Source organism: Microbacterium sp. CGR2 (assembly GCF_003626735.1).
Classification (GTDB): Bacteria; Actinomycetota; Actinomycetes; order Actinomycetales; family Microbacteriaceae; genus Microbacterium.
This window is the reverse complement of record NZ_RBHX01000002.1, coordinates 76,782-97,638: the sequence shown is the minus strand read 5'-3', so window position 1 is coordinate 97,638 and position 20,857 is coordinate 76,782. Positions and strand designations below refer to the sequence as shown.

The following is a 20,857-nucleotide window of genomic DNA, read 5'->3' as shown; positions in this document are numbered from 1 at the left end:
CGTGCGTCGTCGGGGCAGGTGATCACCCGGAGAAGCGGCCCCAGGGGATGTCGCGGCGCAGCGGACGGCGCAGGTCACGCTGCGTGCGCATCCAGGCCGACACTCTCGGCTCTTCGGCGACGGCCTCGGCGGCTTCCGATGCGTAAGCGTCGCCGATCACCGCGATGAGGGCGGCCAATTCCTCCTCGGTGGCGTCCCCGCGGACGATCTCGAGAGTCGGTGGCAGTTCATCGGGTGCGGCCGAACGGGCGTCGTGCTCGGTCACAGGGGGATGTTCCCGTGCTTCTTCGGCGGAAGTTCGGCACGCTTGCCCCGGAGCGAGCGCAGCGCCTTCGCGATCGAGACGCGGGTGTTCGCGGGCTCGATGATCCCGTCGAGCTCGCCGCGCTCCGCCGCGAGGAAGGGCGAGGCGACATCGTAGGTGTACTCGTTGGCGAGGCGGGTGCGGACCGCAGCGACGTCTTCGCCGGCTTCCTCCGCCTTCTTGATCTCGCCTCGGTAGAGGATGTTGACGGCGCCCTGGCCACCCATGACGGCGATCTCGGCGGTGGGCCAGGCGAGGTTGATGTCGGCGCCGAGCTGCTTGGAGCCCATGACGATGTACGCGCCGCCATAGGCCTTGCGCAGGATCACGGTGACAAGCGGCACCGTGGCTTCGGCGTAGGCGTAGAGCAGTTTCGCGCCGCGGCGGATGACTCCCTCCCACTCCTGGTCCGTACCGGGGAGGTAGCCGGGGACGTCGACGAGCGTCACGATCGGGACGGAGAAGGCGTCGCAGAACCGTACGAAACGACTGGCCTTCTCGCCCGCCTGGATGTTGAGCGTGCCCGCCATCTGTGACGGCTGGTTCGCGATGATGCCGACCGTTCGGCCCTCGACGCGCCCGAATCCGATGACGATGTTCGGAGCGAACAACGGCTGCACCTCGAGGAAGTCTCCCTCGTCGACGACGTGTTCGATCACGGTGTGGATGTCGTACGGCTGGTTCGGCGAGTCCGGCACGATCGTGTTCAGCGTGCGATCGGCATCCGTCGTCTCGAACTCGAAGGCGCTCTCGTAGGACGGCAGCTCTGCCATGTTGTTGTCGGGGAGGAAACCCAGGAGCGTTCGCGCGTAGTCGAGGGCGTCGTCTTCGTCTTCGGCGAGATAGTGCGCGACACCCGAGCGCGTGTTGTGCGTGTAGGCCCCGCCGAGCTCCTCCATGCCGACATCCTCACCGGTGACGGTCTTGATGACGTCGGGACCGGTGACGAACATCTGGCTGGTCTTGTCGACCATGATGACGAAGTCGGTGAGCGCGGGGGAGTACACGGCACCGCCGGCGGCCGGGCCCATGATGATCGAGATCTGCGGGATCACCCCGGATGCCCGAGTGTTCAGGCGGAAGATCTCGCCGTACTTGCCGAGAGCGACGACGCCCTCCTGAATACGCGCTCCACCGGAGTCGAGGATGCCGATGCACGGCATGCCGCCCGCCAGGGCGAACTCCATGACCTTGATGATCTTCTCGCCGGCGACTTCGCCGAGCGAGCCTCCGAAAGTGGAGAAGTCCTGCGAGTAGACGGCGACCGTGCGGCCGTGGATCGTGCCGACACCGGTGACGACGGAATCGCCGTAGGGGCGGGACCGGTCCATGCCGAACGCGGTGGTGCGGTGGCGCACGTACTCGTCGAACTCGACGAAGCTGCCCGGGTCGACAAGGAGTTCGATGCGCTCGCGAGCGGTCATCTTGCCCTTCGCGTGCTGCTTCTCCTTCGCTTTCGCCTCGGCGTCGACGACGGCCTCGGTGTAGCGAGCGCGCAGGTCCGCGATCTTGCCGGCGGTGGTAAAGAGGTCGGGCTTGTCCGTCACGGATTCCACCCTAGCGTCGGGCGGACCCGTCACGTTGGATGCTCGCTACAACGGGTCGGCCGATCCTTTGGCGGTCTGCTTCCCCTGGTCGAGCTCCGGAGCGTCCGAAGCCGCCTCTCGCCGAACCGTCAGCTCACCGACTTTGCGGCCTGCCCAGCCGACTCCGCGCGCTGCCGCGCCGGCAGCCCCGGCCACGGCGTTGCCGGCGAACCGTGCGCCGCGCATCATGCGGAGCTCCAGCTTCTCCGAGCCCGTGACCGGTTCCAGTTCGGCGGGAAGTTCGATCGGTGCGGCGCCGAACGCTTTATGCGCGGTAGTGAGCACGCGGCGCCCGAGGATGTGGTTGCCGACGCCTCCGATCGCGGCACCGACGCCGAACGGCAGCGCCTTTCCGACGACCGATGCGCCACCCTTCACAGCGAACTGCTTCACGAACGTGTGCTTCAGGCGGTCGACCAGCGGCCCGACGGCTGCGCGCGGAAGGGACTTCGTGACCAGCTCGCCCCAGTACGACGACCGGTTCTCGCCGCGCCCGGCCACCTGCCCGGCGAGCTGACCGACGAGATCGACACCCTCCTTGCCGAGCATGAGCGTCATCACCAGAGCGCGGGCACGGTCGGGATTGGAGATGGCAATGCCGTGCACCTCGGCGACGGACTGTGCGAACAGGGCCGTCGACTCGACGAAACCCACCGTCTCCGCGCCCGAGAGCGCGAGCGTGATGCCGGTGCCGATGCCGGCTACCACGGCTGTCGCCCCGACGGCGGCTCCTCCTGTGGTGACGGCTGCGAGGTAGCGCCGTTCGAGAATCCGGATGATCTCCGTCGGCGTCGCGTGGGGGTTGCGCAGACGGATGCTGCGGATGTGGGCGAGCACGAGCGGGCGCTGAATCGAGAGCACGCGGTCGAGACCACGGACGACCAGCGGATGCTCGGCCGACCCGGCCGGAGGCACACCCTTGTCCCAGGGGGAGTCGTTCGGCAGGGAGTGGATCTTGTGCACCTTTGGCTCCATGCCCCGATCCTACGAAGCCTGACCGCGAAAAAGCCGAAAGCCCGGTTCCTGGGAGGGAACCGGGCTTTCGCGCAGTGGATCAGACGAAGAGATTCGCCCGCTCAAGGTCTTCGGCGAAGTCGACCTCGACGGCGTAGAGGTCGGAGACGTCCATGGGCTCGAGCAGAAGGCCGTCTTCGGCGATCGCGAGCTCGAGTCCGCGCTCGAAGTAGTCCTGGTCTTCGACGCGCTGCAGCTGGCGCATGAACGCCTTCTTGTGCGCGGCGGAGATGTAGTTGATGCCGACGGCCTCGCCGAGGCCGCCCTTGACGGTCTTGGACAGTTCGTTGATGAAGCCCTCCGCCGTGACGGTGTATTTCACCTCTTCGTCGCTCACCTTGGAGGTGTTCACGGTGACGAAGGACTGGTCACGCTCGATGTAGTCGAGTGCACGGCCCAGGATCATCGGGTCGAAGACGACGTCGCCGTTCATCCAGAGGACCCCGCCGCGGCCGGTCGCGCCGAGAGCACGCAACAGGCTCTTCGACGTATTGGTCTCGTCGTAGCGCTCGTTGTGGACGTAGTTGACCGTTGGGAAGGCTTCGATGATGGTCTCGGCGCGGTAGCCCACCACCGTGGTGATGCGTGCGGCCGAGCCGAAAGCGGCCCGGATGTTGTCGTGCTGCTGGCCCATGATCGTGCGGCCGTCGCTGAGCTCGGTGAGCGGTTTCGGCAGCGCCCGGCCCAGGCGCGAGCCCATGCCTGCTGCGAGGATGACGGTCTGAAGAGTCACGAGTGCTCCTAAAGGAAGTTGTGTTCACGATCGGTTAACCGATCAGACACCTCGTCGTGCCGGTTCAATGCTACCGATTTCGTCGGGGAAACCTTAGGCGAGGGCGACCCTGTTGTCATTTCGTGACCGAGTACACACCGAACACTCAGGGTCGGCCCATCATGCGGATCCTCCCGATGGGAACGAATATCTGACGGCGGATTGTTGCGACGGAGCCGTGGTGAACGGCCACCCATTGATACCGTAGGACCGTGACTTCCTCCCCTGACGACCGCACCGACCAGGTGGACGATTCCCCAACCCCCTCAGTGAAGGCGACGACCTCGCGTCCGGCCGCGTCCGCGAAGACCTCGATTCCTCGGACGGCAGCCAAGAAGACGACGGCGAAGCGCGCTCCGGCGGCGAAGAAGGCGGCGGCGACGCCCGCTTCGACACGTCAGAAGACTGCCGCAGAGAGCGCGGCACCGAGTGGCGAGGTCATCATCGAGCCGACGGTGAAGATGGTCATCGATCCTGCCGATCGCACGAACCCGCAGATTTCCGCGGCACGCACCACGGCAACGGCCCGCGCGGCGGCCGCGAAGAACACCGCGGCGCGGGCGACCGGGGCGAAGGCCTCCGCTGCAGGCGCCCGTAAAGCTCCCGCCGCGAAGACGGCCGCCGCCAGGACCGCAGCCGCGAAAGCCGCCGCCGCCAAAGCGTCGGCGCGCTCGACTTCCGCGAAGACGACCGCCGCGAAGACGACTGCCGCGAAGGCTGCGGCGGCGAAGGCTGCGGCGGCGAAGGCTGCGACGGAGAAGGCGGCAGCTGCAGAGGCGGCAGCTGCAGAGGCGGCAGCCGCCGAGAATGCGGCGGCAGAGAGCGCCGCTCTCGAGGAGATGACGGCATCCAACCCGGCGCGGGAGACGGAGCAGCCGATCGTCGAGGAACCCGCGGTTGAGGAACCCACTGTCGAGGAACCAGCGGTCGAGCTCCCGCCGGTCGAGGAACCTGTCGTCGAGGAGCCCGTCGTCGAGGAGCCCGTCGTCGAGGAGCCCGTCGTCGAGGAGCCGATCGTCGACGAGCCGCCGGTCGAGGAGCCCGCCGTCGACGAGCCCGTCGCGGAGGAACCCTCCGCCGAGGATCAGCCCGCGGACGACGATGCCGACTCCGTCGAGGTGGTGACCCCCGTCGCGGATTCCGGCGACGCGGCATCCGCGAACGATGGCGAGGTCGGTGAGGCGTCCGCGACGGAAGCGATCAGCATCCGTGGTCTGGTCAAGCAGTTCGGCGACAACCGTGCCGTCGACGGCATCGACCTGACGGTCCCGGCCGGTTCCTTCTACGGCATCGTCGGGCCCAACGGTGCAGGAAAGACGACCACGCTGTCGATCGTTGCGGGCCTTCTGCGCGCGGATGAGGGAAGCGTCGTCATCTGTGGCATCGATCAGGCGAAGCAGCCGCACGCGGCGAAGCGGGTCATGGGCGTGCTGCCTGATCGACTGCGTACATTCGACAGGCTGACGGGACGCCAGCTGCTCTACTACTACGGACTGCTCCGCGGCCTCGCGGCCGACGTGATCGAGAAGCGCGCGGCGGATCTCGCCCGGGCTTTCGATCTCGGTGACGCGCTCAGTCGCGTCGTCTCCGACTACTCGGCCGGTATGACGAAGAAGATCATGCTCGCGGGTGCCATGATCCACTCACCGCGGGTTCTCGTGCTGGACGAGCCGTTCGAATCCGTCGATCCGGTGTCGTCGGCGGTCATCCTCGACATCCTGCGGGCTTATGTCTCCCACGGTGGAACGGTGATCCTGTCCAGCCACGGGATGGACCTCGTGGAGCGGGTCTGCTCGCGCGTCGCGATCATCGTCGGCGGCGAAGTGCTCGCCGAGGGCACGATCGACGAAGTGCGCGCAGGACAGACGCTCGAGGCTCGTTTCGTCGAGCTCGCCGGTTCCAGCGGTGAGGTGGAGGGTCTCGAGTGGTTGCACACGTTCTCCGCCTGAGGTTCGCGCTCCTCGTCGGATCGCTGCGCGGCGAGCGTCGGATGCGGACCCTGCTCGCGTTCGCCGCGGTCGCTGCTGTCACCGTCGTCGTCTGCCTCGCCGTGCTCAGCCTCGCGTCCGCTCCGGTTCCCGTGGCGCGAGCCGTCACGGTGCTGGGAGGGGCTGCTCTCCTCCTGGGCTTCCTGGTGGGCCCGATCCTCGTGGGCGCGGCCGACCAGCTCGATCCCCGACGGTTCGCGGTCTTCGGGGTCGACGAGCGGCGGATGCCGTGGGTGCTCGCCGTGGCAGCCCTCGTCAGCGTTCCGAGTCTTGCGCTGCTGGCGGTCTACATGAGTGTCTGCGTCGTCGCGATCGAGCTCGGAGCGCCGGCGCCTCTCGCTGTGCTGGCGACGGCGGTGGGCGTGGTGACGACGATTCTGGTGGCGCGCGTAGGCATGGCCATCAATGCCCTGATCCTGCCCGAACGGCGTTCCCGGGAACTGACCGCCCTCTTCGCCCTCGCCCTCATCGTGATCGCTTTCCCCGTCGCGGTCTTCTTCGCGTCGCTGCGGTGGGATGGGCACGTCCCGGCATCGCTGGCAGCCATGACCACCACGGTCGGGTTCACGCCGCTGGCCGCGTCTCCCGGTTTCCTCTTCGCGATCGCCGCCGACGACATGTCCCTGGCCTGGGCCAGCGGGATCGTCGCCGTGGTCACGCTGGGTGCTCTCTGGATCCTCTGGGCCTGGCTCGTACGCCGCCTGCTCACCACGACGGAGCGGCCTGTCGCCGCCCGCGAGCGAACCGGCCTCGGCTGGTTCGGGCTCCTCCCGTCGAACGCGTTCGGCGCGATCGCGGCGCGGAGCCTGGTGTATTGGCTGCGGGATCGCCGCTACATCATGAACATGATCGTGGTGCCGGTCGCGGGCGTGCTCTCCGTCCTCCCGCTGGTCGTCGCGGGGGTGCCCTTCGAGATCGCGGTGCTGGTCCCCGTGCCGGTCATGGCTCTCTTCTTCGGCTGGCTCCCGCACAATGACGTGGCCTATGACTCGACGGCGTTGTGGACGCACGTCGCAAGCGGCGTGCGCGGAATCCCCGATCGGCTCGGGCGACTGGTTCCGGTTCTGCTGGTCTCGATCCCGGTGCTCGCGATCTCCGTGCCTCTGACTCTGCTGCTCATCGGGGACTGGCGTCTGCTGATGCCGCTCACCGGTCTCGCGGCCAGCCTGCTGTTCTCGGCGCTCGGCATCTCCAGCATCGTCTCCGTGATGGCGCCCTATGCGGTCTCGCGACCCGGCGACAGCCCGTTCCAGCAGCCGCAGCGCCCGTCATCGCGGGGCATGTACGGCCCGGCTGCCGCCTTCCTCGGCGCCATCATGCTCAGTGCGCCGACCATCTGGTTGTTCGGTGCGTCGATCATCGAGGGATCGTCGTTCGCACCACTCGCTTTCTGGGTGGGGCTGGGCACGGGGCTCGTGGTGCTCGTCGTCGGCGCGATCATCGGCGGGCGTGTCTTCGAACGCAGCGGAGAGCGTCTCATGGAGTTCGTCGAGACCGCATGACGACCGCCCCTCGGCGCACCGACGCGGCTAGACTCACGGGATGAGTACTCCGCTGGACAGCCCCGATCAGGGCGGCGTGGCAACGCTTGATCGCGAACTGGAGGAGCTTCTCCGCGAGGAGAATCTCGAGCCGGGCGACCATGAGCGATTCTCGCATTATGTGAAGAAGGACAAGATCCTCGAATCGGCGATCACCGGCAAGCCGGTGCGCGCGCTGTGCGGTAAGAAGTGGACGCCGGGCCGCGACCCGGAGAAGTTCCCCATCTGCCCCACGTGCAAAGAGATCTACGAGACGATGGTCGGCTGACCTCTGGGCTGAGTGGCCACAGGGTCTTTCCGCGAGCCACCGGGCTCATCAAGGTGTTCAGCGTGCCTCGGTGTACACCGTCGGGATCGCCGGGTCGGACTTGCTGAGCGCGAGGGCGCGCACGGGCAGTTCCTCACGTACGCGGAGGTGATGTTCGCGCGCCGCGGCGGTCGCAGCGGCACCTTCATGGGCGGTGTCGATCTCACCCTCATCCACGAACGTCACCTGCAGGGGACGTCCGTCGGGGTGCTCGCTCGGCGTGTCCAGCTCTTCGAACCCGTCCGAGACGACGACGGTCTCTGCGGTGGCGACGCCGTCGACCAACGTCCGGAAAGCCGCTTTGCGTCCGCCGAAAGACGCCTTGTCGGTCGACGCCTTGGCGACGCCGATCCAGGCCCCCTCGGCATCCTGCCTGGCGACCAGTTTGTAGACCATGCTCGCGGTGGGATAGCCCGATCCGGTGACCACGGAGGTCCCCACCCCGTAGCCGTCGACGGGCGATGCGGCGAGAGCGGCGATCGCATACTCGTCGAGGTCACTGGTGACGGTGATGCGCGTCGTCGTCGCGCCCAATTCGTCCAGCTGCGCGCGCACCTCGCCGGCGACGATCGGCAGGTCGCCGGAGTCGAGTCGGACTCCGCCCAGGCTGGTACCGGCCACACGGATCGCGGTCTCGACGCCGGTGCGGATGTCGTAGGTGTCGACGAGAAGCGTGGTGTCCGTGCCCATGCTGGCGACCTGAGCGCGGAAGGCGTCTTCCTCGGTGTCGTGGAGCAGCGTCCACGAGTGCGCGGCGGTGCCCATGGTCGGGATTCCCCACCTCCGACCCGCTTCGAGGTTGCTGGTCGCGCGGAACCCGGCGATGTACGCGGCGCGGGCCGCGGCGACGGCGGAGCGCTCGGCGGCACGGCGCGAGCCCATCTCGGCCAGTGGACGCTCACCGGCCGCGATGCTCATGCGGGAGGCGGCGGTGGCGACGGCGGAGTCGTGGTTGAGCACGCTCAGGGCGAGGGTCTCGAGCACGACGGCATCGGCGAACGTTCCCTCGACGGTGAGGATCGGCGAGCCGGGGAAGTAGAGCTCGCCCTCACGGTAGCCCCGGATCGACCCGGTGAATCGGTAGTCCTCGAGGAACTTCAGGGTGGCGGCATCCACCACTTCCTCGTCGCGAAGGAAGCGCAGTTCCTCCTCGCCGAAGTGGAAGTCGCGCAGCAGGCCGAGCAGGCGCCCGGTTCCGGCGACGACCCCGAAACGACGGCCGCCCGAGAGCCTCCGGGAGAAGAGTTCGAAGACGCTGGGCCGGAAGGCCGTCCCGTCTCGCAGGGAGGCGGCGAGCATCGTGAGCTCGTAACGATCGGTGAGCAGCGCCGTCGACGTGGTCATGCGCTCAGTTTAGTGAGGCGGCCGCGGTGGGTTCCTGAGCGCGGCCATGGGCTCTCGCAGGTAGGCTGGGGAGTCATGAATGACGCGCCGATCGGAATCTTCGACTCGGGTGTCGGCGGGCTCACTGTTGCCAGGGCCATCCGCGCCCAGCTGCCCCGCGAGTCGTTCGTCTACATCGGCGACACGGCGCACTCCCCGTACGGACCGAAGCCGATCGCCGACGTTCGACGCTATTCCCTCGAGGTGCTGGACGCGCTCGTCGATCAGGGCGTCAAGATGCTCGTGATCGCCTGCAACACGGCATCCGCTGCCATGCTCCGTGACGCACGCGAGCGTTACGACATTCCGGTCGTCGAGGTGATCGGTCCTGCCGTTCGTCGTGCGGTGTCCACCACGCGCAACGGTCGCGTGGGAGTGATCGGCACCGTCGGGACCATCGCGTCACGTGCCTACCAGGACATGCTCGAAGTGAATGAGCGTCTGCAGGTGTTCACGGCCGCCGCCCCCCGTTTCGTCGAGTTCGTGGAAGCCGGGATCACCGGCACTCCCGAGGTGCTCGCCGTCGCCGAGGAGTATCTCGCGCCGCTGCGCGCCGCCGATGTCGACACCCTCGTGCTGGGCTGCACCCACTATCCGTTCCTCCGCGGTGCCATCAGCTACGTGATGGGCGAGGGCGTCTCCCTCGTCTCCAGCGACGACGAGACCGCCGGCGACGTCTACCGTCAGCTGGTACGCGGCGGCCTGCTCGCATCGCCCGACGCCACGGCCACCTACGTCTATGAGGCCACCGGCGTCTCCGCCGACGAGTTCACCGCGCTGGCGAACCGCTTGATGGGCCGTGAGGTCCGCGACGTGCAGCTGGTTCAGACCGGCGCCGTCACCCTGCCTGTCTCTGTCTCCGAGTCGCGCTGAGTCGATTCGATCACTCCGAACCGAAAGAAGCACATGACCGACATCGTCCGCGCCGACGGCCGCGCCACCGACCAGCTCCGCGAGATCACCATCGAGCGCGGCTGGAGCTCGCACGCGGAAGGATCCGCGCTGATCAGCTTCGGCGGGACGAAGGTGCTGTGCACGGCATCCTTCACGAACGGCGTTCCGCGCTGGCTGACCGGCAAGGGCAAGGGGTGGGTGACCGCGGAGTACTCGATGCTGCCTCGCGCGACGAACAGCCGCAACGACCGCGAGAGCGTCAAGGGGCGCATCGGCGGGCGGACACACGAGATCTCCCGACTGATCGGTCGTGCACTGCGTGCTGTCGTCGATACGAAGGCGCTCGGCGAGAACACGATCGTGATCGACTGCGACGTGCTGCAGGCTGATGGAGGCACCCGTACCGCCGCGATCACCGGCGCGTACGTCGCTCTCGCTGACGCCATCGAGTGGGGCCGCGCGAAGAAGTTCATCGCCAAGAACTCCACGCCGTTGCTCGATTCCGTCGCTGCCGTGTCGGTGGGAATCATCGACGGCGAACCCATGCTCGATCTCGCATACGTCGAAGACGTTCGCGCCGAGACCGACATGAACATCGTCGTCACCGGTCGCGGCCTGTTCGTCGAGGTGCAGGGAACCGCCGAGGGAGCTCCCTTCGACAAGCGCGAGCTCGACGAGCTGCTCGAACTCGGCCTCGCCGGTTGCGCCGATCTCAAGGAGACGCAGCTCGCCGCTCTGGCCGCGTCGGCAGGGGAGTGACGTGCGGATCGTCCTTGCCACGCACAACCCGCACAAGGTCGCGGAGTTCCAGCAGATCGTCGCGCTGACCCGCCCAGACCTCGAGGTCGTGGGCTACGACGGTCCGGAGCCGGTCGAAGACGGCGTGACGTTCGCCGAGAACGCGCTCATCAAGGCGCGTGCCGCAGCCGCCCACACCGGGCTCGCGGCTCTCGCCGACGATTCCGGGATCTGCGTCGACGTGCTCGGCGGATCGCCCGGCGTCTTCTCGGCGTACTGGGCGGGTCAGAAGAAGGATGCTGCCGCCAACCTCGAGTTGCTGCTCGATCAGCTGCGCGACGTCGCAGACCCGCATCGGGCCGCGCACTTCACGTCGACGATCGCGCTGGTGACACCGGAGGGGCGCGAGGAGGTCGTCGTGGGTGAGTGGCCGGGGCGTCTCGCGCATTCGGCATCCGGAGGTGGGGGCTTCGGGTACGACCCGATCTTCGTGCCGGACGGCCAGCCGACCGGGGCAGACCGCACCGTGGGCGAGTTCACCGCAGAGGAGAAGCAGGCGCAGTCTCACAGAGCGCGCGCCTTCGCGGCGCTGGTGCCCTTGCTCGAGACTCTTTGACTGACCTCTTCTCAATCACTACGCTTGACGTAGAACAGGCGTAGTGGTTACTGTCGCTTCATGCGAGAACTGACGTACTACATCGGAGCAACCCTCGATGGGTTCATCGCCGGGCCCGCGGACGAGGTCGACTTCTATCGGCTCACGCCCGAGTTCGAGGCCTTCATGGGCTCGGAACTCCGAGATGCTCAACCGGCGCATGTGCGTGCGGCGCGCGGAGCCGCTGCGGCACCCCTCACGCGCTTCGACACCGTGCTCATGGGGCGCCGCACGTACGAACCGGCGCTGCAGTTCGGGATCACGGACCCCTACTCGCACCTCCGGACGATCGTCTTCACCACGTCGTTGGACGATCCGCGCGAGCCCAACGTCGAGATGGTGCGTACCGACCCGATCGCTCGTGTGCGAGAGCTGAAGGCCGAAGACGGCCTCGGCATCTACCTCGCCGGCGGGGCGCAACTCGCGGGTGTCCTGCTCGACGAGATCGACCGGTTGATCGTCAAGAAGTATCCCGTGATCGTCGGCGAAGGTATCCCGATGACGCGGCACGGCTTCGCGCCGACGCACGTCGCGCTGGAGGGCGTCCGATCCTTCGACAATGGCTGCGTGGTGCTCAGTTATTCGCGTTCGCACGCCTGACCCCGTGCTGACTCTGATTCTCGTTACCCTTCCCGACTAGGGCGAACCCGCCTGCATGGGCCTTGGTCCCGTCTAGCCTGGTGACATGCACGATCACGCGCCCGCCGCCGGCGGCATCCGTTCCGCAAACAGCAGGCGCCTGCTGGCGATCTCGCTGTCGCTCACGGCCTCCGTCATGGTCGTGCAGGTCATCGGCGCACTGCTCACCGGGTCGCTCGCCCTGTTGGCGGATGCGGCGCACATGTTCACCGATGCCTCCGCGCTGGTGATCGCTCTCGTCGCGGCATCCGTCGCCGCCCGCCCGGCCGATGACCGCCGCACCTTCGGGTATCAGCGTGCCGAGGTCTTCGGTGCGCTCATCAACGCCGTGATCCTGATCGCACTCGCCGGCTGGGTCGCCTACGAAGGTGTCACTCGCCTCATCTCCCCGCAGGGCGTCGAGGTCCAAGGTGGCCTCATGCTCATCGTGGCCGTGGCGGGTCTGCTCGCCAACGCCGTGTCCCTGTGGTTGTTGAGCCGTGCGCAGCGCACCAGCATCAACGTGCGCGGAGCCTACCTCGAGGTGATGGGCGACCTGCTCGGGTCAGTGGCCGTCATCGTCGCGGCGGTGGTCATCCTGCTGACCGGATGGATGCCGGCGGATGCCGTGGCGTCGCTGGTCATCGCCGCCATGATCATCCCGCGAGCGATCGTGCTGCTCCGGGAGGTGTTCTCGGTCCTCGCCGAGTCCGCGCCGAAAGGCACCGCCGTCAGCGAGATCCGCACGCATCTGCTCGCGTACGAGGGCGTGACCGGAGTCCACGACGTGCACGTGTGGCAGCTGACGCGTGGGGCACCCGTCTTCACGGCGCACGTGAGCGTCGACCCTCGGGCGCTGGCCGACGGGCGATCGGCCAGGCTGCTCTCCGACATGCAGGCCTGCCTTGCCGACCACTTCGACGTGGCTCACTCGACCTTTCAGATCGAACCGGCCGAGCGGTCGGACTGCGCACCGCGTCACGCCTGAGACTCGTCGGAGAAGTGGTCAGGGCTCCACGACGATCTCATCCGGACTCTTGTCCGGGCGCAGTCCCCGCCAGCGTGCGTGGCGGAGGATGCCGTTCGGCGTCCAGTTCGCGAACTCGACCTCGCCGACGAGCTCCGGTCGCACCCACAGGGCGTCGGATGCATCCGGCGCGGGCACCCCGGCCAGGGGTGCCGACGTCACCCGGAGCGGCTCGAGGCGCGTGAGCAGGTCGCGGAGAATGCGGTCGGTGAAACCCGAGCCGACCCGACCGATGTAGCGCAGCGCGCCCTGGTTCGGTGAGCCCTCCGGCACTGCGAGCAGGAGAGAGCCGAGCGTGCTCTGCCGATCGCCCTTGCCGGGGCGGATGCCGACGATCACCGCCTCCTGCATCCGGGTGTGTTTGAGCTTGAGCCAGTGCGGGGAGCGCTGGCCGGAGCGGTACCGAGAGTCCGGGTCTTTGACGACGACACCCTCGAGACCGAACTGCTCGCTGGTCGCGAGCGCCGCGTCCACGTCGTCGAAGACGGGCGGAACCTGCACCGGCGCGTCGACGTCGGCGACCAGATCCTCCAGCAGGGTCCGCCGCTCCCGCAGGGGCATGGCCGTCAGGTCGTGCCCGTCGAGGCGAAGAAGATCGAAGAGCATGTACACGATCGGCGTGCGCACGACCTCGCGCTCGATCTCGCGCGGACGGGTGAGGTGCATCCGGTTCTGCAGCAGAGAGAAACTCGGCCGACCCTTCGCATCGAAGGCGACGATCTCCCCGTCGACGACGGCATCCGCGACGGGGAAGAACGGCGCACCGTCGGCCGTGAGCTCCGGGTAGCGCGCGGTGATGTCGGTGCCGCGGCGCGCGTGCAGCAGCATCCGCTGGTCCGACCAGGTGCCGATCGCCCGAATGCCGTCCCACTTGACCTCCGCCCACGACGGGTCGCTCAGCGTCCGTGCCAGCGCAGGCGTGCCGTTCTCGGCGAGCATGGGGGCGAGCGTCGCGGCGGAGACCTCGGATGCTGCTGCCGGAGCGCTGCGCGCGTACCGGGAAGCGCGTCGCGCCGAAGCCGGCGGCGTGGGCTCCGTTGCGGTCGGCGGCCCGGATGCCTCCCGAGGGAGGGCCGGCCCGTCGGGCCGAAGGTCGGAAAGCGGATCGATGCCCGCTGCGGCGCGCGCGACCACCTCGTCGATGTCGAGCTGGGCGAGGTCGGGATCGTCGAGCTCGTCCCACGTGCGGGGCGCGGCGACCCACGGGCGTGCCCGGCCGCGGAGGGAGTACGGCGAGATGGTGGTCTTCTTGCCGTTGTTCTGGCTCCAGTCGAGGAACACCTTGCCGCCGCGCACAGCCTTGGTCATGACGCTGGTCGCGAGGTCGGGATGATCGTTCTCGATGAGCCTGGCGAGTTCTTTCACCACGGCGGATATCTCGTCGCTCGTCTGCTCGCCGGGAAGCGCGGCGTAGAGGTGGATGCCCTTGCTGCCGCTGGTGACGGGGCGCGGGTCCAACCCCATGTCGGTGAGGATTCCGCGGGCGATGCGGGCGGCTTCCGCGCACTGCGCGAGTCCGACTCCTGGGCCCGGGTCGAGATCGAGCACGAGGCGATCCGGTCGTCCGGGCAACCCGTCGGGGGCGAACCGCCACTGCGGCACGTGCAGCTCGATCGCGGCCACTTGCGCGAGCCAGACTAGGGTCGGCACGTCTTCGACGAGCGGATACTCCTTCGGCCCGTCCGAGTGCTGGATCGCCTGTCGCGGAATCCACTCCGGGGCGCCGGGTTCGAGCTGCTTGGCGAAGAAGGCGTCTGCCGGAGCATCCGCCGGTCCGACACCGTCCACCCATCGCTTGCGGGTGACCGGCCGACCGTCGACGAGCGGGAGCAGAAGCGGCGCGATCGTGGAGTAGTAGGCGATGATCTCGCCCTTGGTGGTTCCGGATTCGGGATAGACGACCTTGTCCAGGTTCGTCACGCGGAGCCGACGGCCGTCGACCTGCACGACCTGCGCTTCTCCGACCATGCAGCCAGCGTAGTCAAGGGGCTGGCCGTGGCGGGTGTGGCTGGTGTCTACTGAGGTCATGAGAACGATCTGGAAGGGCGCGGTGACGTTCGGACTCGTGAACGTCCCGGTGAAGGTGTACTCCGCCACCGAAGACCACGACGTGCCGCTGCATCAGGTGCATGAGAAAGACGGCGGTCGCATCCGCTACCAGCGCACGTGCGAGGTGTGCGGCGAGACCGTCGCGTACGCCGACATCGACCGGGCGTACGTCGAAGGGGGGCAGACCGTCGTTCTCACCAAAGACGACCTCGCCGCTCTGCCGTCCGAGAAGAGTCGCGAGATCGACGTCGTCGAGTTCGTGCCCTCCGATCAGGTGGATCTGCTCACGCTCGACAAGCCGTACTACCTGGAACCGGACTCGAAGTCGCCCAAGGCCTACGTGCTGCTGCGAAAGACGCTCGAGCAGAGCGATCGCACCGCGATCGTCCGGTTCACCCTGCGGCAGAAGACCCGACTCGCCGCGCTCCGCGTCCGCGGCAAGGTGTTGGTCCTGCAGACGCTGCTGTGGGCCGACGAGGTGCGAGAGGCGGCGTTCCCCGCGCTGGACGAAGACGTGCGCATCTCCAAGAAAGAGCTCGAGATGTCGGCATCCCTCGTCGACAGCTATTCGACCGACTTCGATCCGGAAGAGTTCGTCGACGAGTACCAGAAGGAACTCCGCACCCTCATCGACGCGAAGATCGAGGCGGGCGAGGGCTTCGAGATCGAAGACGCCTTCGGCGAGGCGGATGCTGCCGCCAAGGGCGGCGGCGAGGTCATCGACCTCATGGAGGCGCTGCGTGAGAGCGTCGCGCGGTCGAAGGAGAAGCGTTCCGGCGAGAAGTCCACGAAGGACAAGAAGCCGGCGAAGAAGACCGGCTGAGTGCTGCGCGGCCGGTGAGCCTCAGTGCTTGCCGTCTCCGTCGAAGTCGGGTGCACGCTCGAAGACCTCGCGGTCGAGGGCGAGCTCTTCGGCCTCGACGGCATCCGTCACGACGTCCTCACCGGACGCTGCGGCCTTCTTGGCCTTGTGACGCTCGGAGAGGTAGTGCCACAGCGTGATCAGCGCCGTACCGCCGACCGCGGCGAGCAGGATCAAGTCGATGTACTCCGTCACGAACCACTTGATCGGCGGGATGAACCCGATCGCGTAGCCGAGCATCGTGAGACCGAAGCCCCAGAGCATGGCGCCGATGAGGTTGTAGAGCGTGTACTTGCGCCACGGCATGTGTCCGACCCCGGCCGCGACCGGTGCGAAGGTGCGGACGATGGGGACGAAGCGGGCGAGGATCACGGTGATGCCGCCGAACCGCTCGAAGAAGGCGTTGGTGCGCTCGACGTTCTTCTTGCTGAAGAGGCCGGACTCCTTGCGCTCGAAGATTGCCGGTCCGCCCTTGTGGCCGATGAGGTAGCCGACCTCGCCGCCGACGAAGGCCGCGAAGGCGATGAGGAGCGCGACGATCCACACGTTGATGCCGAAGATGCCCTGCGCGGAACCGGCGAGCGGGTGCGACAGCAGCCCGGCGATGACCAGCAGCGTGTCGCCGGGAAGGAGGAAGCCCACGAGGAGGCCGGTTTCGGCGAAGACGATGAAGCAGACCACGAGAAGCGCCCAAGGACCCGCCCCGCGGATGATCGTCTCGGGGTCGAGCCAGGGAATGAGGGCGGTGGGGGCGTGCAGCAGCGTTTCGAGCACTGGGATTCCCGTCGGTGTTTTTGGTCGGCGGTCTATGGAGAGGATGCGACCGCGGCCCTTCGGACCGCACCATCGTCTCTCGTGCGGAAGGTGGGACTTGAACCCACACGCCCTGGGGCACAGGAACCTAAATCCTGCGTGTCTGCCAATTCCACCACTCCCGCGCGGAATCAGTCTACTGAGAGGACAAACCGAGAATCTGTAGATCAGCCCGCAGTTCTGCCCGGAGCTCGAGCAACGGCCGCGCACAAGAAAGACTGCCTCTCACGCCATCGGCGCGAGAGGCAGTCCTCTGAAGATCAGGCCAGAGCGGTCGCCCCGGGGAAGAGCGGCTCTTCCGGGCTGGGAACAGTGGGCTCCGCGGGGTTGGGAGCCAGCGGTTCGGCAGGGTGCGGGGGCGCCGGCTCGTCCGGGGTGGGAGCGAGTGGCTCGTTCGGGTGCATCGGCGAGGGCTCGTCCGGGAAGGCGGGCGAGGGTTGGGCGGGTGACGGCACGGCGGGGCCGGGAGGGGTCTGGCCGGGGTCGGTCGGCTCCGGGCCGGTGGGCTGCTCGCCGGGGGTGGAAGGCACAGGGGAGGTGTCAGTCATCTCGGTTCCTTTCGCTGACGTGAAGCTCACGATGCGTTCAGTCCACCACCCGGTGGCCGAGGCGTCTGCACCCTTGCGCTTTCGTGGGCGATGTGCCGAGCCTCAGGCCCGGGCGCCGGGACGTTCGAGCGGGAAGTGGGCGACGACCACGCCCGCCAGCAGAGCTCCCACACCGCCCACGGCCATGTCGGCGATGGTGTCCTGGTAAGTGACGAAGATCTCGGCGGTGATGAAGGTTCGTCCGGTCCACTCGATCATCTCCCAGACTGCGCTGGCAGCGAGGCCCAGCAGGGTGCAGATCACGATCGCGGTGCGTCTCGTGTAGCCCGCGGCATCCTGAGCAGGCACGACTCGCACTCGCGCGAGGAGCACGTACCCGGTGGCGGCGATCACCCCCGTGCACACGAAGTGCACGACGAGATCCCAGCCCGTCACCATGCGATAGAGGTCGAGGACGTTACTGCCGGCGGCGACCAACACGGTCGCGCACACCGTGATGTCGGTCCAGGCCCGCATCCCCAGCATCCGGGGGAGCATGAGTGCGGGCAGGGCGAGAGCGAGGATGCCGGCATCCGTGGGAGTCGACCAGATTGCCGCGGCGACGACGCAGAGCACACCGACGAGGCGCAGAGCATCCGCCGCGTAATCGGCGAGGCCGTGCGGCGGGCGCAGGAAGTTCTCTTTCATAGCTCCTCGTCAGGCGCGGGTGCGGATGCGGGTGCGGATACAGGGGCGGCGGGTGCGGGGATGCGGAGCACGGCCTGCACGGGCAGGTGATCCGACGGCCAGCCGCCGCCGAAACGAGCGGCGTTGATCCCGATGGCGCTCACCTCCAGCTCGGAGGTCACGAGGATGCCGTCGATGCGGCGACCGGGGCGGGGCTCACGGTATCGGCCGTAGGTGGCCCACTGTGGGGTAAGTCGGGTGTCGGCGATCGTCCACGCATCGGCGAGCCGGCCGTCGAACCGCAACGCGTCCCAGGGCGGCGCGCTCGGTCCGGCGTTGAGGTCACCGAGAACCACGGCGGGCAGCGATTCCGTCGTGACGAGTAGGTGCAGCGCCTGGGCGCCCCGCAGCCGTGCGCGTGGAGAGAAAGCGTCGAGGTGAGTGTTGACGATCACCCATTCGGCCGACGTCGCACGGTCTCGAAACGTCGCGCGCACGTAGATGCGGGGGAAAACGCTGCCCCACGACGTCGATCCCGGCTCATCCGGACGCTCGGAGAGCGGTACCTGGCGCCAGTCACGCAACTCGAGGTGCTCGGTGTCGTAGTAGACGGGGCACCCCTCGCCCCTCGGGCCCGGTTGCCGTCCGTGACCGACGTATCTGTAGGAGCTGCCGAGCGCTTCGAGGACGTCCGACGCCTGATCCGGCAGCGCCTCCTGCACCCCCAGCACGGTCGGACGCTCGGTGCGAAGCAAGGCCGCGAGACGTGGTCGACGCACGCTCCACCGGTCTGACGACCGCCACGCCAGTCGCTCCAGTCGTCGGCGGACGTTGAACGTCATCACATGCAGGTCGGGCGGCGACGCCGGTCCGATCAGAGCGACGTTCACCGTCGCACCGCTGCCGGAGTGGGCACGCCGAGACGGTGGAGAAGGCGACGCAGTGCGAGTCGCACCCACCGCACCGGAGGGAAGTCCTGCGGCCAATGCACGATCACGGTGCGGAAGCCGCGGAGAACCCGACGGGCGAACGCGCTCCCGTCCATGAACGGCCGCATCGAGATGCCCATCTGCGTGTGCGGGAGAAGTCGGATGCTGTGGCGCTCGCCGAGGTGAAAGGCGAGATCGAGGTCGTCGTGCAGTTCAGGGTCGTCACTGTGCACCCGCGATCGGACGTCGAGCCACGCAGAGCGCCGGAACGCCAGGTTCGAGCCGAAGACCGGCAGGTGGCCGAGGGTCGTCGCGCAGACCAGAGCGTAGGAGCCCAGATACACGGTGGCGAGCGGGGCGCGCAGGGCGGGAGGGCCGTCGATGAAACGGGCGCCTCCCGTATAGACGGAGACGTGTGGATGCTGCGCGAAAGCACGCTCCACCATCTCGACCCATCCGTCGCCGGGGACGCAGTCGGCGTCGAGCCGCAGGATGACATCACCCGTGGCGGCGTCGTACCCGCGGGCGCTCGCCGCCGGCACGCCGGGCTGCGCGCACGGCACGACGGTGGCACCGAAGCTCTGCGCAACCGCCGCCGACCCGTCGCTCGAGCCGTTGTCGACCATGATGATCTCGTCGGGGACGCGGGTCTGCCTGCTGAGGGCGGCGAGACATGCGCGAAGGTGCTCGGCATCGTCTTTGACCGGGATCACCACGGACAGCGAGAGCGGTGCCCCGGTGTGGTCGAATCCGCGTCTCTTCATGGCTTCTCATGTAAGCACACGGGTGCCGCAGGATCGCGTAGGGTGCGAGGCATAACCGAACAGCTTCCGCACACCGACCGGTCGAAAGAGAGATCATGGCAGTCTTCCGAGGTCGCCACCGCGACGCCGATTCCGCGCTTCCGCCGGGGCAGCACCTGACCGACTCCTTTCCGGTGCTTTCCGCCGGCCCCACACCAGCTGTCGACACGGCCGATTGGGAATTCTTCATCCATACGGAGCGCGGGCAGACGCATCGGTGGACGTGGGAGCAGTTCCTGGCCCTGCCCGCGGAGGACATCACGGTCGACATCCACTGTGTGACCACCTGGTCGAAGCTGGGAACCAGCTGGAAGGGCGTCTCTCTCGACACTCTTTTCGCCGATGTCGAGACCGACGTCGACTTCGTCATGGCGCATTCGTTCGGCGGGTACACGACGAACCTTCCGCTGGCCGAGGTACTGGGCGGACGCGCATGGGTCGCTTACGAATACGACGGCGACGCGCTTGATCCGGAGCACGGCGGACCGGCTCGTCTCCTCGTGCCGCACCTGTACTTCTGGAAGAGCGCGAAATGGGTGCGAGGGCTCGTGCTGCAGGAGGACGACAACCTCGGCTTCTGGGAAGAGAACGGCTACAACGCTCACGGCGACCCCTGGCGGGAAGAGCGATACGCGTGATCAGCACGAGCAACAGCTGGTTCACCGGGCGTCTCGTGCGAGCGCGTGCTCTCACATCCTCTGCACGGAGCCTGACCTTCGCCGTGCCCGGCTGGCCGGGGAACGCGGCCGGGCAGCATGTCGACGTCCGACTCAGCGCGCCCGACGGCTATCAGGCGGTGCGTTCGTATTCGGTCGCGAGCGTCGGTGCGGGTGACGAGATCGAGCTCGCGGTCGATCGTCTTCCGGATGGCGAGGTGTCTCCCTTCCTGGTCGATGAGATCGAGATCGGTGACGCCGTCGAGATCAGGGGCCCGGTCGGTGGATGGTTCGTCTGGCGACCGGAACAGACCCCGCCCGTGCAGCTCATCGCCGGCGGCTCGGGAGTGGTGCCGCTCGTGGCGATGATGCGTGCGCATGCGGAGTCGGGAAGCACGGTGCCGATGCAGCTGCTCTACTCGCTGCGAACACCGGAGGATGCGTTCTTCGCTGATGAGCTGTCGGAGTCGTCGGGAGCGATGCGGACCGTCTGGCATTACACCCGGACGGCGTCGCCGGCAGAGAAACGTCCGCCGGGCAGACTGATGCGGACGGATCTCGAGCGCGACACGATCGCACCTGAGCTTTCGCCGCTGATCTACATCTGCGGGTCCACCGGCTTCGTCGAGACCGTCACGCGGGCGCTCCTGGAGCTCGGGCATCGGGCCGACAGCATCCGCACCGAGCGATTCGGAGGCATCTGA

Annotated in this window: 22 protein-coding genes and 1 tRNA gene; 11 read left to right on the top strand and 12 right to left on the bottom strand. The window is 67.7% G+C overall.

Annotation, left to right across the window (positions count from 1 at the left end; translation table 11 throughout):
• Nucleotides 1-22: 22 nt before the first annotated feature.
• The 4 genes from D7252_RS18900 to D7252_RS18885 form a co-directional block, all read right to left on the bottom strand.
• Nucleotides 23-265, bottom strand: a complete 243-nt coding sequence (locus tag D7252_RS18900) for an acyl-CoA carboxylase subunit epsilon (protein WP_120777143.1) — start codon at nucleotides 263-265, stop codon at nucleotides 23-25.
• Nucleotides 262-1,851: an acyl-CoA carboxylase subunit beta gene (locus tag D7252_RS18895; protein WP_374225797.1), complete on the bottom strand. Its 1,590-nt coding sequence runs from the start codon at nucleotides 1,849-1,851 to the stop codon at nucleotides 262-264. The genes D7252_RS18900 and D7252_RS18895 overlap by 4 nt, the downstream gene beginning before the upstream one ends.
• Nucleotides 1,852-1,896: 45 nt before the next feature.
• Nucleotides 1,897-2,865 carry a hypothetical protein gene (locus D7252_RS18890; RefSeq protein WP_120777141.1) on the bottom strand — a complete coding sequence of 323 codons (969 nt, stop codon included), beginning with the start codon at nucleotides 2,863-2,865 and terminating at the stop codon, nucleotides 1,897-1,899.
• A gap of 79 nt (nucleotides 2,866-2,944) precedes the next feature.
• On the bottom strand, nucleotides 2,945-3,637 hold the full coding sequence (locus D7252_RS18885; RefSeq protein ID WP_120777140.1) for an NTP transferase domain-containing protein: 693 nt from the start codon (nucleotides 3,635-3,637) through the stop codon (nucleotides 2,945-2,947).
• A 251-nt stretch (nucleotides 3,638-3,888) separates the two neighbouring features.
• Between D7252_RS18885 and D7252_RS20545 the strand changes: the two genes are divergently transcribed.
• Genes D7252_RS20545 through D7252_RS18870 form a run of 3 tightly spaced genes read left to right on the top strand, consistent with a single transcriptional unit; the run spans nucleotide 3,889 to nucleotide 7,473 of the window.
• Nucleotides 3,889-5,625: an ATP-binding cassette domain-containing protein gene (locus D7252_RS20545; protein WP_308162548.1), complete on the top strand. Its 1,737-nt coding sequence runs from the start codon at nucleotides 3,889-3,891 to the stop codon at nucleotides 5,623-5,625.
• Nucleotides 5,601-7,166 carry a hypothetical protein gene (locus D7252_RS18875; RefSeq protein WP_120777139.1) on the top strand — a complete coding sequence of 522 codons (1,566 nt, stop codon included), beginning with the start codon at nucleotides 5,601-5,603 and terminating at the stop codon, nucleotides 7,164-7,166. Before D7252_RS20545 ends, D7252_RS18875 begins: the two co-directional genes overlap by 25 nt.
• Nucleotides 7,167-7,206: 40 nt before the next feature.
• On the top strand, nucleotides 7,207-7,473 hold the full coding sequence (locus D7252_RS18870; protein WP_042536500.1) for a DUF3039 domain-containing protein: 267 nt from the start codon (nucleotides 7,207-7,209) through the stop codon (nucleotides 7,471-7,473).
• Between the two features lie 57 nt (nucleotides 7,474-7,530).
• Here the strand turns inward: D7252_RS18870 and D7252_RS18865 are convergent, their stop codons facing one another.
• Nucleotides 7,531-8,856 (bottom strand): nicotinate phosphoribosyltransferase, encoded by a 1,326-nt coding sequence (locus tag D7252_RS18865; protein ID WP_120777138.1) that lies wholly within the window; start codon nucleotides 8,854-8,856, stop codon nucleotides 7,531-7,533.
• A gap of 75 nt (nucleotides 8,857-8,931) precedes the next feature.
• Between D7252_RS18865 and murI the strand changes: the two genes are divergently transcribed.
• The 5 genes from murI to D7252_RS18840 all read left to right on the top strand — a co-directional run bounded on the left by murI (nucleotide 8,932) and on the right by D7252_RS18840 (nucleotide 12,788).
• On the top strand, nucleotides 8,932-9,768 hold the full coding sequence (gene murI, locus D7252_RS18860) for a glutamate racemase (protein WP_120777137.1): 837 nt from the start codon (nucleotides 8,932-8,934) through the stop codon (nucleotides 9,766-9,768).
• 33 nt (nucleotides 9,769-9,801) lie between these two features.
• Nucleotides 9,802-10,548, top strand: coding sequence for a ribonuclease PH (rph, locus tag D7252_RS18855; RefSeq protein WP_120777136.1), 747 nt, complete (start codon nucleotides 9,802-9,804; stop codon nucleotides 10,546-10,548).
• Nucleotide 10,549: 1 nt separating this feature from the next.
• Entirely contained in the window at nucleotides 10,550-11,143 is a 594-nt protein-coding gene (rdgB, locus tag D7252_RS18850; RefSeq protein WP_120777135.1) for an RdgB/HAM1 family non-canonical purine NTP pyrophosphatase, read from the top strand.
• Between the two features lie 60 nt (nucleotides 11,144-11,203).
• Entirely contained in the window at nucleotides 11,204-11,782 is a 579-nt protein-coding gene (locus tag D7252_RS18845) for a dihydrofolate reductase family protein (RefSeq protein WP_120777134.1), read from the top strand.
• 85 nt (nucleotides 11,783-11,867) lie between these two features.
• Nucleotides 11,868-12,788 carry a cation diffusion facilitator family transporter gene (locus tag D7252_RS18840; protein ID WP_120777133.1) on the top strand — a complete coding sequence of 307 codons (921 nt, stop codon included), beginning with the start codon at nucleotides 11,868-11,870 and terminating at the stop codon, nucleotides 12,786-12,788.
• 18 nt (nucleotides 12,789-12,806) lie between these two features.
• On the opposite strand, the gene ligD is transcribed toward D7252_RS18840, so the two are convergent.
• A complete protein-coding gene (gene ligD, locus D7252_RS18835; RefSeq protein WP_120777132.1) occupies nucleotides 12,807-14,795 on the bottom strand; it encodes a non-homologous end-joining DNA ligase in 1,989 nt (662 codons plus the stop codon).
• A gap of 58 nt (nucleotides 14,796-14,853) precedes the next feature.
• Between ligD and D7252_RS18830 the strand changes: the two genes are divergently transcribed.
• The gene (locus D7252_RS18830; RefSeq protein ID WP_120777131.1) at nucleotides 14,854-15,699 is read left to right on the top strand and encodes a Ku protein; all 846 of its coding nucleotides are present in this window, start codon (nucleotides 14,854-14,856) and stop codon (nucleotides 15,697-15,699) included.
• A 21-nt stretch (nucleotides 15,700-15,720) separates the two neighbouring features.
• Here D7252_RS18830 and D7252_RS18825 read toward each other — a convergent pair whose 3' ends face one another.
• From D7252_RS18825 to D7252_RS18805, 6 genes are all read right to left on the bottom strand, one after another.
• A complete protein-coding gene (locus tag D7252_RS18825; protein WP_374225796.1) occupies nucleotides 15,721-16,512 on the bottom strand; it encodes a DedA family protein in 792 nt (263 codons plus the stop codon).
• A gap of 82 nt (nucleotides 16,513-16,594) precedes the next feature.
• Nucleotides 16,595-16,676: transfer RNA gene (locus D7252_RS18820), tRNA-Leu, on the bottom strand.
• A gap of 135 nt (nucleotides 16,677-16,811) precedes the next feature.
• A complete protein-coding gene (locus D7252_RS19870) occupies nucleotides 16,812-17,099 on the bottom strand; it encodes a hypothetical protein (protein WP_147406776.1) in 288 nt (95 codons plus the stop codon).
• Nucleotides 17,100-17,201: 102 nt separating this feature from the next.
• Nucleotides 17,202-17,786 carry a hypothetical protein gene (locus D7252_RS18815; protein WP_120777130.1) on the bottom strand — a complete coding sequence of 195 codons (585 nt, stop codon included), beginning with the start codon at nucleotides 17,784-17,786 and terminating at the stop codon, nucleotides 17,202-17,204.
• Nucleotides 17,783-18,655 carry an endonuclease/exonuclease/phosphatase family protein gene (locus D7252_RS18810; protein WP_120777129.1) on the bottom strand — a complete coding sequence of 291 codons (873 nt, stop codon included), beginning with the start codon at nucleotides 18,653-18,655 and terminating at the stop codon, nucleotides 17,783-17,785. The genes D7252_RS18815 and D7252_RS18810 overlap by 4 nt, the downstream gene beginning before the upstream one ends.
• A complete protein-coding gene (locus D7252_RS18805) occupies nucleotides 18,652-19,458 on the bottom strand; it encodes a glycosyltransferase family 2 protein (protein WP_120777128.1) in 807 nt (268 codons plus the stop codon). Before D7252_RS18805 ends, D7252_RS18810 begins: the two co-directional genes overlap by 4 nt.
• 95 nt (nucleotides 19,459-19,553) lie before the next feature.
• Here D7252_RS18805 and D7252_RS18800 point away from each other — a divergent pair, with 95 nt between their 5' ends.
• Complete coding sequence (locus tag D7252_RS18800) at nucleotides 19,554-20,135, top strand: sulfite oxidase-like oxidoreductase (protein WP_120777127.1); 582 nt, start codon at nucleotides 19,554-19,556, stop codon at nucleotides 20,133-20,135.
• Complete coding sequence (locus tag D7252_RS18795; RefSeq protein WP_259461155.1) at nucleotides 20,132-20,857, top strand: FAD-binding oxidoreductase; 726 nt, start codon at nucleotides 20,132-20,134, stop codon at nucleotides 20,855-20,857. The genes D7252_RS18800 and D7252_RS18795 overlap by 4 nt, the downstream gene beginning before the upstream one ends.

Excerpts from the sequence above, each read along its gene's own strand:
- D7252_RS18890 (WP_120777141.1), bottom strand. The coding sequence starts at position 2,865 with ATGGAGCCAAAGGTGCACAAGATCCACTCCCTGCCGAACGACTCCCCC.
- D7252_RS18800 (WP_120777127.1), top strand. The coding sequence starts at position 19,554 with ATGGCAGTCTTCCGAGGTCGCCACCGCGACGCCGATTCCGCGCTTCCG.
- D7252_RS18865 (WP_120777138.1), bottom strand. The coding sequence starts at position 8,856 with ATGACCACGTCGACGGCGCTGCTCACCGATCGTTACGAGCTCACGATG.
- D7252_RS18840 (WP_120777133.1), top strand. The coding sequence starts at position 11,868 with ATGCACGATCACGCGCCCGCCGCCGGCGGCATCCGTTCCGCAAACAGC.
- D7252_RS18815 (WP_120777130.1), bottom strand. The coding sequence starts at position 17,786 with ATGAAAGAGAACTTCCTGCGCCCGCCGCACGGCCTCGCCGATTACGCG.
- D7252_RS18830 (WP_120777131.1), top strand. The coding sequence starts at position 14,854 with ATGAGAACGATCTGGAAGGGCGCGGTGACGTTCGGACTCGTGAACGTC.
- D7252_RS18845 (WP_120777134.1), top strand. The coding sequence starts at position 11,204 with ATGCGAGAACTGACGTACTACATCGGAGCAACCCTCGATGGGTTCATC.
- D7252_RS18870 (WP_042536500.1), top strand. The coding sequence starts at position 7,207 with ATGAGTACTCCGCTGGACAGCCCCGATCAGGGCGGCGTGGCAACGCTT.
- murI (WP_120777137.1), top strand. The coding sequence starts at position 8,932 with ATGAATGACGCGCCGATCGGAATCTTCGACTCGGGTGTCGGCGGGCTC.
- rph (WP_120777136.1), top strand. The coding sequence starts at position 9,802 with ATGACCGACATCGTCCGCGCCGACGGCCGCGCCACCGACCAGCTCCGC.
- D7252_RS18805 (WP_120777128.1), bottom strand. The coding sequence starts at position 19,458 with ATGAAGAGACGCGGATTCGACCACACCGGGGCACCGCTCTCGCTGTCC.
- ligD (WP_120777132.1), bottom strand. The coding sequence starts at position 14,795 with ATGGTCGGAGAAGCGCAGGTCGTGCAGGTCGACGGCCGTCGGCTCCGC.
- D7252_RS19870 (WP_147406776.1), bottom strand. The coding sequence starts at position 17,099 with ATGACTGACACCTCCCCTGTGCCTTCCACCCCCGGCGAGCAGCCCACC.